This is a genomic window from Streptomyces sp. PSU-S4-23 (assembly GCF_055632315.1).
In genome coordinates, this window is the sequence record NZ_JBVMUU010000002.1 from 5,962,606 (window position 1) to 5,978,344 (window position 15,739).

General features: G+C 73.0%; 8 protein-coding genes and 2 pseudogenes. 4 read left to right on the forward strand and 6 right to left on the reverse strand.

The features are described 5' to 3' along the window. The first annotated feature begins 243 nt into the window (after positions 1-243). Positions 244-3,510: a SpoIIE family protein phosphatase gene (locus tag ACZ79I_RS27300; RefSeq protein ID WP_471500341.1), complete on the forward strand. Its 3,267-nt coding sequence runs from the start codon at positions 244-246 to the stop codon at positions 3,508-3,510. 145 nt (positions 3,511-3,655) lie between these two features. Here the strand turns inward: ACZ79I_RS27300 and ACZ79I_RS27305 are convergent, their stop codons facing one another. Together ACZ79I_RS27305 and ACZ79I_RS27310 are read right to left on the reverse strand one after the other, a co-directional pair. After that, complete coding sequence (locus ACZ79I_RS27305; RefSeq protein WP_471500343.1) at positions 3,656-6,631, reverse strand: SpoIIE family protein phosphatase; 2,976 nt, start codon at positions 6,629-6,631, stop codon at positions 3,656-3,658. A 166-nt stretch (positions 6,632-6,797) separates the two neighbouring features. Beyond that, positions 6,798-8,402 (reverse strand): hypothetical protein, encoded by a 1,605-nt coding sequence (locus ACZ79I_RS27310; RefSeq protein WP_471500345.1) that lies wholly within the window; start codon positions 8,400-8,402, stop codon positions 6,798-6,800. A 287-nt stretch (positions 8,403-8,689) separates the two neighbouring features. Here ACZ79I_RS27310 and ACZ79I_RS27315 point away from each other — a divergent pair, with 287 nt between their 5' ends. Continuing rightward, on the forward strand, positions 8,690-9,334 hold the full coding sequence (locus tag ACZ79I_RS27315; RefSeq protein WP_471500347.1) for a dihydrofolate reductase family protein: 645 nt from the start codon (positions 8,690-8,692) through the stop codon (positions 9,332-9,334). A gap of 115 nt (positions 9,335-9,449) precedes the next feature. On the opposite strand, the pseudogene ACZ79I_RS27320 reads toward ACZ79I_RS27315, so the two are convergent. From ACZ79I_RS27320 to ACZ79I_RS27335, 4 genes and pseudogenes are all read right to left on the reverse strand, one after another. Then, positions 9,450-9,560: pseudogene (locus ACZ79I_RS27320) on the reverse strand (NAD(P)H-binding protein); the annotation flags it as partial. Positions 9,561-9,705: 145 nt separating this feature from the next. Further along, positions 9,706-10,248: pseudogene (locus tag ACZ79I_RS27325) on the reverse strand (NAD(P)-dependent oxidoreductase); the annotation flags it as partial. Between the two features lie 378 nt (positions 10,249-10,626). Further along, complete coding sequence (locus ACZ79I_RS27330) at positions 10,627-11,796, reverse strand: RNA polymerase sigma factor (RefSeq protein ID WP_471505248.1); 1,170 nt, start codon at positions 11,794-11,796, stop codon at positions 10,627-10,629. Positions 11,797-11,804: 8 nt separating this feature from the next. Beyond that, positions 11,805-12,212, reverse strand: a complete 408-nt coding sequence (locus ACZ79I_RS27335) for a YciI family protein (protein WP_471500349.1) — start codon at positions 12,210-12,212, stop codon at positions 11,805-11,807. Positions 12,213-12,742: 530 nt separating this feature from the next. On the opposite strand from ACZ79I_RS27335, the gene ACZ79I_RS27340 reads away from it, so the two are divergent. Together ACZ79I_RS27340 and ACZ79I_RS27345 are read left to right on the forward strand one after the other, a co-directional pair. Then, positions 12,743-15,250, forward strand: coding sequence for a DUF4132 domain-containing protein (locus ACZ79I_RS27340; protein WP_471500351.1), 2,508 nt, complete (start codon positions 12,743-12,745; stop codon positions 15,248-15,250). After that, on the forward strand, positions 15,250-15,642 hold the full coding sequence (locus tag ACZ79I_RS27345; RefSeq protein WP_471500353.1) for a hypothetical protein: 393 nt from the start codon (positions 15,250-15,252) through the stop codon (positions 15,640-15,642). Before ACZ79I_RS27340 ends, ACZ79I_RS27345 begins: the two co-directional genes overlap by 1 nt. Positions 15,643-15,739: the final 97 nt, after the last annotated feature.

Here is a 15,739-nt window from a genome sequence, read left to right on the forward strand (position 1 = left end):
CAGCCAAGGGAATTCGTCCGGGCGTACGAGTCGTCGACCGCGGGCGGCGGGACCGGACCGCGGGCGCGGCGCGGCCGCCGGGACACGGGCGGAGACAGGCGACCCATGCGGCGATATATCCACACGAGATCCTCGAACGTTATGATGTGCGGCATATCGGGTCTACTGTGAAAAACGCTTGGAGGTGTCCCCGCGGCGGGCCGGGCGGCGGTGCGTGCGACGAGGTACCTCCGGGCGTAGGGAGTGATCTCGTTGTCCGTCGCCTGGGACGACATCGGCGGACTTGTCGATGCCCATGAGCGTTTTCTGACCGGCGCCCTCGTCGACGCCGACGTCAGGGACGCCGTGCTCGACTCCTGGAAGCGGTGCAGATCCGTGGGGCTCGAGCCGGACCGGCTGCTGATCCCGCACGCGGAGCCCATGCTCGACGACCGGTTCCTGCGCGCGGCCGAACCCGTCCTCAAGGACCTGGTCGACTCCATCGCCCAGATGAGCATGACCGTCGTGCTCTGCGACGGCCAGGGCCGCATCGTCCAGCGCTTCGGCGGCAGCCGCCGGCTGCGCGAACGCCTCGACGCGGTCCGCTTCGCCCCCGGCTGCGACGCCTCGGAACAGTTCGCGGGCACCAACGGCGTGGGCACCGCGCTGGCCGGGCGGAGCCCCTTCTACGTCGTCGGCCGCGAGCACTTCGCCGACTGCCTGCAACCGTTCGCCTGCGCCGGCGCACCCGTCCGCAACCCCCTCAGCGGGCGCATCGAGGCCGTCCTCGACCTGACCACCCTGCGCTGCGACGGCGACCCCGCCATGCTGCACCTGGTCCGCGGGGTCGTGCGCGACATTGAGACGCGGCTGCTGGAACAGGCCACGGAACGGGAGCAGGCGCTCCTGGCCGCCTACCGCAGGGCCGGCGGCGGGACGACCGGCCCCGACGGCTGGCCCCACCAGCCCGACCACGACTCCCCGGCGGCCCCCGGGAGCACCGCCGACGGCGGCGAGCTCACCAGGATCGACCTGGCGGTGCTGCGGGAGAAGGCCGAGGAACTCATCGCCGCACCGCACCGCACCATGGACCAGGTGTCCCTGTCCGGCGGCCGGACCGCCACCCTCCTGCGCCGCCTGGTCACCGGAGCGGCCGGCGAGACGGGCGTGGCCGTGGAGGCACGCATACTCGGCGGCCCGCGTCTGCGTCCCCTGGACTTCGACACCGGCGCCGTGACGCTCGGCCCGGCGCCTTCGACCGGCGCGACCGTGCCACCGGCCACGGCCCCGCCCGGGCCGGCCGAGGCCGTGCCGCCGGCTCCCGTTCCCCCGGGGCCGGCCGAGGGCGTGCCACCGGCGCCGGCTCCCTCGGGCACCGTCGCGGGCGCGCCGCCGGCTCAGGCGCCGTGCGGCGAGGGCGCGCCGCCGGTCCCAGCGCCGTGCGGCGAGGGCGCGCCGCCGGTTCCGGCCGTGTTCGGCCCCGCGGAGCGCGGACTGCCCGCCCCGGCGCCGACCGGGCCGCCTCCCGCGGGGGCCGTCGCCCCGGCACCGCCGTCCCCCGGAGTGGCCGCCCCCACGCCTGCCCCCGCAGGAACGGCCGTGCCCACGGCCCCGGCCCCGATCCCGTCCCCGGCCCCGCCCACCGCCGGCCGGCCGTACACCCCACCCCCACCCCCACCCTCGCCGCAGCCCCAGGCGCAGCCCCCGCCCGGACCGGACGAGACCGGCAGCGCCCCCGGCTCCGCCGCGGCCCCCGTCCCGGAGCCCGCGGCCGACGACGACGGCTGGCTGCTGCTCGTCGGGGAGCCCGGCGTGGGCCGGCTGGCCGTCCTGGCCCGCAGACGCCTGGAGTTGCTGCACGACGCCGGCGTCCGCATCGGCAGCACCCTGGACGTCACCCGCACCGCCGAGGAACTGGCCGAGGTGACCGTGCCCCGGTTCGCGGACTTCACCGCCGTCGACCTGCCCGACTCCGTGCTGCGCGGCGAGGAGCCGGGCCCCCTGGCCCCCAACACCCCGCTGCGCCGCGTCGCGCTGGGGGCCGTACACGACGGGTCCCATCTGTACGGCGTCGGCGACACCGTCCGCTACGTCCCCTCCGCGCCCCAGGCCCGCAGCCTGGAGGGCCACCAGTCCGTGCTCGAACCCGTCCTCGCCGAGGCCGGCGGCTGGATGGCCCAGGACCCCGCACGGGTCGCACGGATACTCTCCGCCGGCATGCACTCCCTGATCACCGTGCCGCTGCGGGCCCGTGGCACCACCCTCGGAGTCGTGAGCTTCTACCGCTCCGAGAAGCCCGCCCCCTTCGAGGACGACGATCTGTCCCTGGCCCAGGAACTGGTCGGACGCGCCGCGATCTCCATCGACAACGCCCGCCGCTACACCCGCGAGCACAACACCGCTCTCGCCCTGCAGCGCAGCCTCCTGCCCCGGGGCAGGCCCGAGCAGAGCGCCGTCGAGGTCGCCTACCGCTACCTGCCCGCGCAGGCCGGCGTGGGCGGCGACTGGTTCGACGTCATCCCGCTGTCCGGGGCCCGGGTGGCGCTGGTGGTCGGAGACGTCGTCGGTCACGGCCTGCACGCGGCCGCCACCATGGGCCGGCTGCGCACCGCCGTGCACAACTTCTGCGCCCTGGACCTGCCGCCCGACGAACTCCTCACCCACCTCGACGACCTGGTCGCGCAGCTCGACCGGGCCGAGGGCTGGGCGGAGGAGGACACCGACTCCGAGATCGCCGGGGCCACCTGCCTGTACGCCGTCTACGACCCGGTGTCGCGGCACTGCACCCTCACCCGCGCCGGGCACCCCCTGCCCGCGGTGGTCGGGCCCGACGGCACGGTGGACTTCGTCGACCTCCCGTCCGGACCGCCGCTCGGCCTCGGCGGCACGCCCTTCGAGACCGTCGAGCTGGACCTGCCCGAGGGCAGCCAACTGGTGCTGTACACCAACGGTCTGATCGAGGACCGGCTCCGCGACCCCGACACCCGCCTGGAGAGCTTCCGCACCGTTCTGGCCTGCCCCGACCGCACGCCGGACGACACCTGCGAGGCGGTCCTCGACGCACTGCTCCCCGACCGGCCGCGCGACGACGTGGTCCTGCTGGTCGCCCGTACCCGCGCCCTGGGGCCGGAACAGGTCGCCCAGTGGGAGCTGCCCAGCGACCCGGCGGTCGTCCCCCGCATCCGCGCGGCCGTCACGGAGCAGCTGGCCGCCTGGCGCCTGGACGAACTGTCCTACACCAGCGAGCTGGTCGCCAGCGAACTGGTCACCAACGCCATCCGCCACGCGACCGGCCCGGTGCGGCTGCGGCTGCTCCGCGACCGCGCGCTGATCTGCGAGGTGTCCGACGGCAGCAGCACCTCGCCCAGGCTGCGCAGGGCCAGAAGCGAGGACGAGGGCGGCCGCGGGCTCTTCCTCGTCGCCCAGTTCACCGAACGCTGGGGCACCCGCTACACCTCCGACGGCAAGGTCATCTGGACGGAACAGCCACTGCCACCGGCACCCCCGCCGAACCGGCCCCCTCGTCCGTGAGCGCCCGCCGGCCGCCGCCGGGCAGCCGTGGGGTCGTCATGGTACGAGGCTGGGCTCGTCGTGGTACGAGGCTGCTCGTCGCGGTGCGAGGCTGGGCTCGTCGCGGTGCGAGGCTGGGCTCGTCGTGGTACGAGGCTGAACTGAATCAGACCGGGGCGGTGGGGAGGGGCTGTTCGGTCCAGATGGACTTGCCGGTGCGGGTGTGGCGGGTGCCCCAGCGCTGGGAGAGCGCGGAGATGAGCTGCAGTCCGCGGCCGCCCTCGTCGGTGGCGGAGGTGTGGCGGACGTGCGGCGTGGTCAGGCTGGCGTCGGAGACCTCGCAGATCAGTGCGCGACTGCGGAGCATGCGCAGCCGGATGGGGCCGCAGGCATGCCGGATCACATTCCCGACCAGCTCGCTGACCAGGAGCTCGGTGGTCGTGATCAGTTCCTCGTCGGCCAGCTCCCAGTCGGCGAGCTGGGCGCGGACCAGGTCCCGGGCCTGGCCGGCCGCCACCGGGTCTTCCGGCAACGGCCACTCGGCGACGTTCTTCGCCTCCAGCGGGTGGGTGCGGGCCAGCAGCAGGGCAGCGTCGTCGACCAGCGCGCCGTGGGCGGGCAGGAGGGCGGAGGTGATGGTGGCGCAGAGGGTGTCCAGCTCGGCCGCGTCCGCCGGTGAGGCCGGCACGGCGTTCACGGACTCTACGAGGAGCTCGGCGAGGCGGCTCATGCCGGTGGTGACATCCCTGTCCTTGCTCTCGACCAGGCCGTCGCTGTAGAGGGCGAGCAGGCTGTCGGCGGGCAGCAGGATCTCAAGGGTCTCGAAGGGTGGCGTGGCCACCCCCAGCGGCGGGTCCGGGGCCATGGGCAGGAAGGTGACGGTGCCGTCGGGGTGGGCCACCGCGGGCGGCGGCTGACCGGCGCTGGCGTACGACAGAAGACGGGTCACCGGGTCGTAGACGCCGTACAGACAGGTTGCGAGGGCATCGAAGCCCGGCTCGGCGACGATGTCGTTGAGGTGGTCGAGGATTTCGTCGGGCGGCAGCTCCAGCTCCGAGAGGGTGCGGACGGCCGTGCGGAGCCTGCCCATGGTGGCGGCCTCGGCCATGCCGTGGCCCATGACGTCGCCGATCACGAGCGCCACCCGGGCCGCGGAGAGCGGGATCACGTCGTACCAGTCGCCGCCGACGTCGGCTCCCTGCTTGGCCGGCTGGTAGCGTGCCGCCGCCGTCACCTCGGGCAGCTCGGGCAGTGCCTGCGGCAGCAGGCTGCGCTGAAGGGTACGGGCCCGGGTCTTCGCCTCGTCGTAGAGCCCGGCCCGCTCCAGGGCCTGCGCGATCAGTCCGCTGACCGCGGTCAGCAGTGTTCGCTCGTCATCGTCCAGCACCCGCGGCCGGCTGAAGCAGATCACCGCCGCGCCGATCCCGCGCCCCGATACCGCCAGCGGCAGAATCGCCCACGCCTGCTTGCCGCCCTCCCGGCTCAGGATCTCGGTGCCCGGGTAACGCCTCTGCATCTCCTCCGGGGAGGAGATGCAGAGGGGGGTGCGGGTGCGCAGGGCGTCCTCCACCGGGTTCGTGGTGTCCCTCACCGTCCACTGCCTGTCCAGCAGTCGGGTGAAGGGCTCCGAATACCCCCGCGAGCCGATCACCGTCAGCCGGTCGCCGACCACGCCGACCATGACGAGTGCGGTGGCCCCGAGGGGCGTCATCACGCCGTCGGCCACCGCCGCCATCACATCCTGGGCCGTGACGGCCTCGGCCAGCTCCCGGGTGATCCGCTGCACCAGGGCCGCCCGCTCCGCTGCCGCCCGTTCCGCGGCGGCCCGCTCGACCTCCCGCAGATGCCGCTCGGTGGTGTCGGTGATGTAGAGCGTGAGGCCCTCCGGCACCGGCACCAGCCGCAGGTGGTACCAGGACGTCCCGTCCGGCCACGGTACGTCGAATCCGGCCGGCTGGCCCTCGGCCGCCGTGGCCCGGCACTGCTGCTCCAGCCCCGGTACGGCACGCACCGCGGGGACGTTCCAGAACAGGGCTCCGGCCACATCTCCCGCGGCGCCGAAGAGCCGCTCGGCGGCATGATTGAGAAACCCGATGCGCCAGTCCCTGTCCAGGGAGACGAAGCCGTCGCTCATGTGCCGCAGCGCCCGCCCCACCGACTCGGCGGCGGTGTGCGTTTCGCTGCTGTCCCGGAGGGTGCCGATCACCTTCACCGGGGTGCCCTCTTCGTCCGTGATCGTCCGGGCACTGGCCTCGATCCAGAGGTATGTGCCGTCCCGGCGCCGGATCCGGTACTCGTCCTGGAAGCCGCCGCGCAGCAGGATGCCCGTGTCGAAGCCCGTCACCGCCCCGGGCAGGTCGTCCGGGTGGATCAGCGCCGCCCACGCCTCGATTCCGCCGCTCATCACCGCCGGATCGATGCCGTCCAGCACCTTCTCGACGGGCCGGTCGGCGGACAGCTCGCCGGTGCGCAGGTCCCAGGTGTACGTGAGGGACGGTCCCTCTTCCACGTCCCACGGGGAGACCCCCTCGCGCGGTCCCGGCCCGTTCTCCAGGGCGCGCAGCAGGGTGGGGGACGGATTGAGGATCCCGGACGACCTGAGCCTCCCGGACATCCAGGCCGCCACCTCGTTCAGGAACGCGCGCTCCGCCGCGCCCGGTTCGTCGCCCGGGGCGAAGAGGACGGAGAGCGCGCCGCGTCGCCGGCCACCGCCCGGAATGGGAACGGCCAGATGACCGATGCCGGCGGAGAGCCGGGAGGGCCACAGGGCGGCGGGGTCCCGGCCCGGCACCGGATCGGGCGGGGCCAGGAGAGGCTGCCAGGTGATGGTGTCGTTGCGGGCGGCCCTGCTGGGCGGCGCCGCGCCCCGGGCCGGGATGATCAGCCAGGGCCGGGTCATCGGTTCCGGCAGACCGCTGTCGGCGACCAGATAGAGGATGCCGCTCATGCCGCCGCCCGGAAGATGCACCATGCCGCCCAGGCCGTCCACCTCGGCCACCGCTTGCTGGAGCGCGGTCAGCAGCACCTCGACATCGCGCCGGTCCTCGTCCACGGCGTCGAGCAGCCGCATCCGGATGCGGTGTCGCTCCAAGGGCCCCGCCGGGCCGGTGTTGTCCGCATCGCCGCCTCTGGCATTCACCACGGCCGATCGTCGCCTCCGCTCACCGCGTGGGTATCAGCTGGGCCGTGTGCGATCGGGTGTGGACCTGCTGTGATCTACATCCGTCGCACCCACTCCAATGCGAACAATTTAGGCGATTTCATCTGTCCTGGGGAGTCGGTGTCCGCCCGATCAACGGCATGTAGCACTATCTCACTTTCCGTGACTGTTGTGACCGGGGCTGCCGCGCTCCCGGCGACGAGGAGGACGGGGAGGACGAGGAGGACGGGGACGACGGGGAGACGGGGGCGCCGGTGGGCGGCGAGGCGGCCGTGGTGGACGGGGCGGCCGTGGTGGACGGGGCGACCGGAGCGTCGCTCGTGCCGGCTGCCGGGGTGCTCGACGACGCGGACGGGGACGTACCGGTCGTGGGGGCGGCCGAGGGCGGCGTGTGGCCCAGCGGTGCCAGCACCGCGTCGGTCACCAGGCCGTCCGCGGTCGTCGTGAGGACCACGGGGTCGGCGGCGCCGAGGAGCCGATCGCAGCCGAGGTTGGTGAAGGTCTGGTTGGCCCGTGCGGCGAGGAAGGCGAAGAGGTTCGGCGCCGTGGCGGGATCCGGCGAGGGCGCCTTCTCGAAGAGCGCCCTGTCCCTGAAGGCACGCCGGACGCCGGCCGGGTCGCGGAAGAGGGTGGTGCAGAAGGCCGCTCCGTCACCTTCGGCGCCGGCACCGATCGCGGGCATGTCGACGCCCGCGCGGTACGCGTCGGTCTTCGCGACGCTGCCGTGGCCGTCGACGAGCGTCATCGGGTCGTTCTGCGGAACCAGCGCGATCGGAGCCTTCTGGCCGGCCGCGGCGGACAGTTCGTCCAGCGCAAGGGCGGACGTGGCGTGGCCGTCGCCGGACTGGTCGGGCGCGGTGAACGGCTTGCAGCCCAGAGCCGGGTCCATGAACTGGGTCAGCAGCAGGTTGTCGCTGCCGTTGGCCAGGTCCGCGGGGGTGCCGGCGGCCGCCGACCGGGCCTTGCCGTTGTGACGGTGGTGGCGGTCTCCGCGGTTGGCCAGCCGCGCCGCCCTCTTGAGGGCCGCCCTGCTCGCGGCGTTGTTCTGGGCGATGCGGCCGTGCGCGTCGGCGAGGTAGTGGGTCACCACGTTGTCGCTTCCGTCCTGGTCCACGACGGAGAAGTCCCTCGTGGTCGGACAGGGCAAGCCGTCCGCGGCGGTCCCGAGCGCCGGAACCCTGAGGTGCCCCTTGGCGATCTGGGCGTTGGCGGCCCTGAAGAAAGCCGGCGCGTTGCAGTACGCGAACTGGCCGAAGACCGATCTCCGCAGGCCGTTGACGCAGTTTCCCTGGGCGAGGCTGTCGGAGCGACCGCTCGTCCGCAAGACGAGATTCGCGTTGTTGAAACCGAACCAGATACCGACGGTCGAGCCCTTCGGCACCGAGGGGCGGGCGGTCCGCGCGGCCGGTCTCGTACCTTTGTCGATCACCAACGGGTCGTAGAGGGTCAGTTTGCCGTCCCGGGTGAGGATCGCCGCTTCCACGAACGCCGACTGATCGGGATTGGCCTCATGGCACGGTCCCTGCGCAGGATCGGTTGCGACGAGTCGGTACGGCGTGGCCAGGCCGCGGGCGGTGAGGGGTCTGTCGGGGACCAGCAGGGTGCAGTCCGGATCGGGTCTGCCCGCCGGCGCGGGCTGCGCCGAGGTCTGCCGGCCTTCCTGCCCGTTCCGCTGATCACGGCTTTCCGCGGCGAACACGGAACCCGCGACGACTGCCAGAAGCACCGGCCCGCCGATCAGAGCAAGCGACACCTTGGACCGCTTCCAGCGTCGGGCACGCTCCCGCCGCGAACTGCGTGACGCCTGCGCCAAGTCCTCACGGGGCACTGGGCCGCTCCTCACTGTCCTTTCCTCCGTCGGGAGGAACCCACCCGCCGTACGAGCCGGGCCCGCGGAATGTTCAACGGCCGCACCAGCCATTGCCGAGCCTTGAACGGGCCGTCGACGCCTGCGAAGCCGGCCGCCGTCGCAGCGATGAGTCCGCCGGCGCCGACAGGTCTACCTCCCGACGGGGACAACCGACTCATCGGGAGCAAGCCATGGGCCTCATCCACATCGAACTGTTCGCAACCCTCGACCTCGTCGGGCAGGCGCCCGGCGGCCCCGACGAGGACCCGGTGGGGTTCCCGTTCGGCGGCTGGCAGGCCCCGCTGCTGGACGAGGTCGCCGGGGCACAGGTCGGTGCCGCGTACGAGGGCACGGACGCCCTCCTGCTCGGCAGGCGGACGTATGACATCTTCGCCGCCTACTGGCCGCACCAGGAGGGCGGCGAGGACAAGGAGATCGCCACGCTCTTCAACAGCGTCCCGAAGTACGTGGCCTCCCGCGGCAGGCCCGACCTCTCGTGGGCCGGGTCCACGCAGCTCGGCCCGGATCTGGCCGGCGCGGTGCGGGAGATCCGTGACCGGCACGAGCACGTGAAGGTCGTCGGGAGCCTGAACCTGGTGCAGACCCTCCTGCGCGAGAAGCTCTTCGACCGTCTCGACCTCTGGGTGCACCCGATCGTGCTCGGCGTGGGGAAGAAGGTGTTCGACGGCGGCGCGGTGCCCACGAACGTCACCCTCCTCGAACCGCCGGCGGCCGGTCCGAAGGGCATCGTGTACCTGCGCTACGGGCTCGCCGACGGCACGCCCGGGACGGGGGACATGAGCGCCCCCGATCGCGGTGCCGGACGCCACGACTGAAGGCGCCTCCCGGGCGCCGGACCGCTACTCGTCTGCCGCTCCACCGCCGGTCCCCGGCCTGCGCCAGGAGGCAGGCGGCGAGGTCGGCCCGGCTGGTGAAGACGCCGTCCGCGTGGTCCTCCTGGAGGCGGTAGTCGCTCACCGTCTCGGCGTCGAAGAGTCCCGAGGGGCGCAGGACCGTCCAGTCGAGGCCGCTGTCCGCGAGGAGGGTCTCCATCGCGGTCATGTCGGTGTACGCCGTCCTGCCGATCGTCCGGGTGATCAGCGGCTGCAGCACCGGGTTGAGCACGATGCCGCCGTCCGCGTGCGGACGTGGGTTTACTGGAGCTGACGGCGACGATCCGGGTGACACCGTGTCGGCGCATCGCCGTGACGATGTTCGCGACGCCTGCGCTGTAGATGCCGATCGGGCCCCGGCTGAAGGGCACGCCGAGCGTCGAGAGCACTGCGTCGGCACCGTGGACGGCCTTCACGACGTCGTCCTCGTCGCAGACGTCGGCCCGGACCACGTCGAGACGCTCGTGGGCGAGCGGGAAGCCCTCGGGATGACGGGTGACGGCAGTCACCCGGTGCCCGGCTTCCAGGGCCTGGCGGGTGAGGTGAAGTCGGATCGGCCGCCGTCGATGTGACCGCGCCGGGCACGGCGCCTGCGGCCGCCCGGGCCGCGCCCGTGGAGATGGACGTGGGTGAGCACGACGAGCGGTTCTCCGCCGGACAGTCGCGGGACGTGCGCCTTGCAGTCCGGCCACGCCGGCCATGCCCAGGCCCGCGTCGACGACGACATCGCGGTCCGCTCCGCGCGGCTGCCGGAGGATCCGCTCCGGGCGGCTGCCGGAGGATCCGCTCCGGGCGGCTGCCGGAGGATCCGCTCCGGGCGGCTGCCGGAGGATCCGCTCCGGGCGGCAGAGCGACATCGACCGTCGGCTCGGTGATCCGGGCGACGCCGTCGTCCCGTTGCCCACGCCTGTACCGGCGGTTTGTCACGGCGGGTCGCCCGCCCGCACCACCGCTCGGGGGCGCTGCCGGTGGTTGCCGGTGGTCCTCAGATCGTCAGGCTGGAGAGCTTGGCCGCGTCCAGGACCAGGTTGATTTCGGCGATGCGGTCGGAGACGACGGTCAGCCCGACGACCGCGACCACGCCCGGCCGGGGTCCTGGCGATGATTCCGGCCGCGCCGTTGACCAGGCCCGGCAGCGCAACCGGTCCCGGCGGGCCTCCTCACGGTGAGGCGACCGCTCCGGCCGCGTGGCCGCACCGGGTGCCGCGGGAAACTACGAGCGCGACCCGCCGGCGTCACCGGCGGGAGTTGAGCCGGGCGGCCTGGCGGGTCAGGTGCTCGCGCTCGGCGAGGTTGGGTGCCATGTGGGCCGCCTCGGCGTACAGCCGTGCCGCCGTCGCCCGGTCGCCGTTGCGCTCGTGGAGGTACGCGGCCACCGCGGCGTGGCGGGGCATGGGGTATCCCCCGCTCGAAGGGCTTGGGGAGGAGTCGTCCAGCGCCGCGAGCGCCGCCAGCCCGGCGCGCGGTCCGTCGGCCTCGCCGACGGCCACCGCGCGGTTGAGCCGGACGACGGGGCTGTCGGTCAGGCGCAGCAGCTCGTCGTACCACTCGACGATCTGCACCCAGTCGGTCTCCTCGGCGGTGGGCGCGTCGGCGTGGAGGGCGGCGATGGCGGCCTGGGCCTGGAACTCGCCCAGGCGGTCGCGGGCGAGGGCCGCCTGCAGGATCTCCACGCCCTCGGCGATCAACCCGGTGTCCCACCGGCCGCGGTCCTGCTCGGCGAGCGGCACCAGGCTGCCGTCGGGCGCGGTCCGGGAGGCGCGCCGGGCGTGGTGGAGCAGCATGAGGGCGAGCAGCCCGGACACCTCGGGGTGGGCGGCCTGAGCCGCGAGCTGCCGGGTGAGCCGGATGGCCTCGGCGGCGAGGTCGACATCGCCGGAGTAGCCCTCGTTGAAGACCAGGTAGAGGACGCGCAGTACCGTGGCGACGTCGCCGGGCTGGTCGAACCGGACGCTGGAGACGGTGCGCTTGGCCCGGCTGATGCGCTGGGCCATGGTCGCCTCGGGCACCAGGTAGGCCTGGGCGATCTGGCGGGTGGTGAGCCCGCCGACGGCGCGCAGCGTGAGCGCGACCGCGGAGGCCGGCGTCAGCGACGGATGGGCGCACAGGAAGTAGAGCAGGAGCGTGTCGTCCACCGCGGACGCGGGCCCGGGCGCAGGCTCCTCCTCGACGAGATCCTCCCGCCGGCGGCGGGAGGCGTCCGCCCGGGCCGCGTCGAGGAACCGGCGCCAGGCCACGGTGACCAGCCAGCCCTTCGCGTCCCGCGGAGGATCGGCCGGCCAGACGCGGACCGCCTCGACCAGCGCGTCCTGCACGGCGTCCTCGGCCGCCGCGAAGTCGGCTCCGCGGCGGACGAGGATGGCGAGCACGCTCGGCGTGAGGCTGCGGAGCAGGGCCTCGTTCATCTGGGAGGTCACTCCGTGATGGTGGGCGGCGCGGTCAGGAACGGGCGCACCTCCAGCCATTCGTGGATCGGTTTCCCGCCGGCCCCGGGGGCGGCCGACAGTTCCCCGGCCAGCTCGACGGCGCGCTCGTGGCTGTCGACGTCGATCACCATCCAGCCGGCGATGAGGTCCTTGGTCTCGGCGAACGGGCCGTCGGTCACCGGCGGCCGCCCCTCACCGTCGTACCGGACCCACGTTCCCTCCGGGGCGAGCGCCTGAGCGTCGACGAATTCGCCGGTCCCCTCAAGCCGGGCCGCGAAGTCGCGCATGTACTGCATGTGCGCCGAGATCTCCTCCGGCGTCCACTGGTCCATGCACACGTCGTTGACCGGAGCAGGAGCGCCCCGGTAGTGCTTGAGCAGCAAGTACTTGGCCATCGTGTCTCTCCTCGGTGCTCGTGCGACCCATTGTGGTCGCCTTCACCGCGGGGACGGAGCCGGCCGCGGCTTCTCGACATCGCCGTCCGATTGTTTTTCGGGCTCTCGTGGCCGAGCCCGGTCGAGCCGCCTCGGGGTGTCCGGGTCCACGGCGGCGGCGCCGGCGGTGGGCAGGCGGTGATGCCGGATGTCGAATCCGACGCGCCGGCGATGAGTGCCCCTGGGCCCCGGTGGACAGCCACCGCAGGTTCCGCGTTGTCTGCGGCCCGGGCGAGCGCCGGCCCACGCCGTGTCCGCCCGAAGCACCCCGAGGGCTTCCGACTCGTCGATGCGGGAGAGGCGGGAGAGGCGGGAGAGGCGGGAGAGGCGGGCGAGGCCCTGCCAGAGAAAGACGCCCACACGGTGACCGACGCGTATGCACACGGGCTACGGGCCTCAGGAGCGGTGGACCTGGCGGTCCCGAAGCGTCAACAGACGCGACGGTCCTTCGAGCCGATGGCGTTGTCAGTCCCCCCTGCCATCATCCCGCCATGCTCTACGACGCCTTGGTGGCCGAATCCCGCAGGAACGACCCGCTCGACGACGTGAGGTCCGCCGCGCTCGCCCGCACCCGCTGGCTCGTCGACCTGCTGGAACGTCAGCGGACCGAGTTCCGGCGGTCCATGGGGCCCGGATACCGGCGATTCGAGGCGGCCGGCGCGGCGACCCGGGGCGAGATCGAGGAGCGGCTCGCGGCCTGCGCGGACGAGGAGGGCAGGGCCGCGGTCCTGTGCCTCATGCTGGCCTCCTGCCTCGACGACGCGAGCCTGTGGCAGTACCACACGGAGATCGGCTCCCTCGTCTCACGAGTGCGGGGCTGGACGGCCGACGAGGTCGCGGTGATGCTGCTCCGCGCCACCGAACACCACATGGGCCACTGGTTCGCCGGCTCGCTGGAACTCGTGCTCAACGCCGCCGACCAGCTCGACACCGACGGCCGCCGCGCGGTCATGCCCTGGCTGGGGCACGCCCACGCGGAGGTCATGGACACCACGGTCGACGCGCGCTCGCGGACGTTGCTCACCCAGCGCCTGCGCGCGCTGCTCGCGAGCGTGGACGAGGCGCACATCCCCGAGGGGCTGATCCCCGCCGACGCTCCCTGGGCCTCCCCGCTGAGGGACCGTGCGAAGACCTCGCCGACGCCGGAACTCGCGTCCTTCGTCAGGCACTTGGCGAGCCTGTCCAGCCCGCGCCCCTCGCAGAAGTGGCGGCGGACCTGCCTCGAACTCGCGGACGCGGCATCGGCGCGGGACCTCGTGGCCGACGTCCTTCGGGCGCTGGCCGAGGACGATCCGCTCTGCAGCAGGGGAAGCGGCGCGCACACCGGCTGGCTCCACGGCGATCACCACTACCACTACCTCGTCCACCAGAACGACGGGGACCTGACGCGCGGCGTCGTCTGGGCCGCGACGCTGACCGGCGGACCGGCAGCGGTGCGGCACCTCGACGCGCTCGCTCTGCGGACCGGCGGTCCGGGAACCGGCATGATGGAGGACCTCAAACTCGCGGGCGCGGCGATCAACGCGCTGGCCGAGTCCGGTGACCCGGCGTCTCTGGAATCACTGTGGCGGTTGCGGTCCCGGATCAAGCACCGGGCTCTGCGCAAGCAGCTCGACACCGCACTGGTGACGGCTGCCGGGAAGCAGGGCATCACGGCGGAGCAGCTCATCGAGCGCAGTGTGCCGGACCATGGCCTGGCGCCGGACGGCTCGCTGGAACGGGAGTTGGGCGGACATCGGGTACGAGTGGCGATCGAGGCCGCGACGACCGTACGGCTCACCTTCACCCACCCCGACGGGACGACGTCCCGCACGGCTCCGGCGGCAGTGAAGGACGGCTTCCCGGACGAGCTCCAGCAGTTGAAGGCCCTGGCCAAGGAGGTGCGGGCGACGCTGTCGGGTGAGCGGGCCCGGGTCGAGGCGCTGATGTCGGCCGGGCGCGAGTGGCCGTACGACGAGTGGTGCCGCTTCTACCGCGACCACCCGGTGACCGGGGTTCTCGTCCGCGGCCTGATCTGGGAGTTCCAGAACGCCGAGGACGCCGACGCCGAGTGGCGTGCGGTGGCACCCACGGCCGAGCCGCCAGGCCGGCCCGAGCGCGTCCGGCTGTGGCACCCGATCCGGGCGTCGACCCACGACATCAGGGCGTGGCGGGAGCGGCTCGTCGCCGGGCGGCTGCGGCAGCCGTTCAAACAGGCGTTCCGGGAGATCTACCTGCTCACCCCGGCGGAGGAGGAGACCGGCGTCTACTCCAACCGATTCGCCGCCCACATCGTCCACTACCCGCAGCTCTACGCGCTGTTCAAGGAACGCGGCTGGCAGGCCAACTTCCTCGGCCGGTACGACGGCGGCTACGACGGGAACGCCCGGGCCGAGTTCGGCGACGGCGCATGGCGAGCCTGCTTCCACCACGAGCCCGCCGCGGACGACGACGGCGGCGGCTACGCGCCGGATCACGCCGCGACGGACCAGGTCCGCTTCGAGCGGCGGGACGGCCGGCGCTGGCGGGAGGTTGCACTGGCGGAGGTGCCCCCGCTGGTGTTCAGCGAGGCGATGCGCGACGTGGACCTCTTCGTGGGCGTGACCTCGATCGCCGCCGATCCCGACTGGACCGACCGGGGAGAGGACCGCTATGCCGCGTACTGGCGGACGGCCACATTCGGTGCGCTGACGGCGAGCGCCGAGGTCCGCCGCGAGGCGCTGGAGCGGATCCTGCCGCGCCTGAAGATCGCCGACCGGTGCAGGCTCGACGGCCGCTTCCTGCTGGTCCACGGCGATCTGCGCACATACAAGATCCACCTGGGGTCGGCCAACATCCTGATGGAACCGGACGACAGCTACCTGTGCATCGTCCCGTCACGGCGCCCGGGCGACGCCAAGGTCTTCCTGCCGTTCGAGGACGACCGCCTCTCCCTGATCCTCAGCAAGGCATTCCTGCTCGCCGCCGACACCGAGATCACCGACGAGTCCATTCTCACGCAGATCAAGCGAGGTGCCTGATGGCCACCGTGACGTTCCGGGACGAGACCGCGACGGGCAAGCCGGTCACCGAGTGGGAAGTCGCCGGGCTGCCGGCCCGGATGACGGTACGGGAGCTGATCAGGCTCCGCGTCCGCGAGGAGGTCGCCCGGCACAACGCCCGCCCGAGCATCCGCTTCAACGGCCTCGTCCGCCCCCACGACGCCGAGACGGAGCTGAACGGCCACCGACTCCGCGAACCCCGCAGCATCGACTGGGAACGCCAGGCCGAGATCGCCGAGCGCGCCTTCCTGGCCAACGGCTTCTTCGTGCTGGCCGGCGATCGCCAGGTCGAGGAGCTCGACGAAGTCGTGGATCTCACCGCCGATTCCAGCCTGGTCTTCATCAAGCTCGTCGCCCTCGTCGGCGGCTGAGAGCCAGGCCTTGCAGAGCCACTGCCCCATCACCGGGCACGAGCGCATGAATTGGCCACTACGACCGGCGACGACGACAGCGGTCTCATGCCCTGGG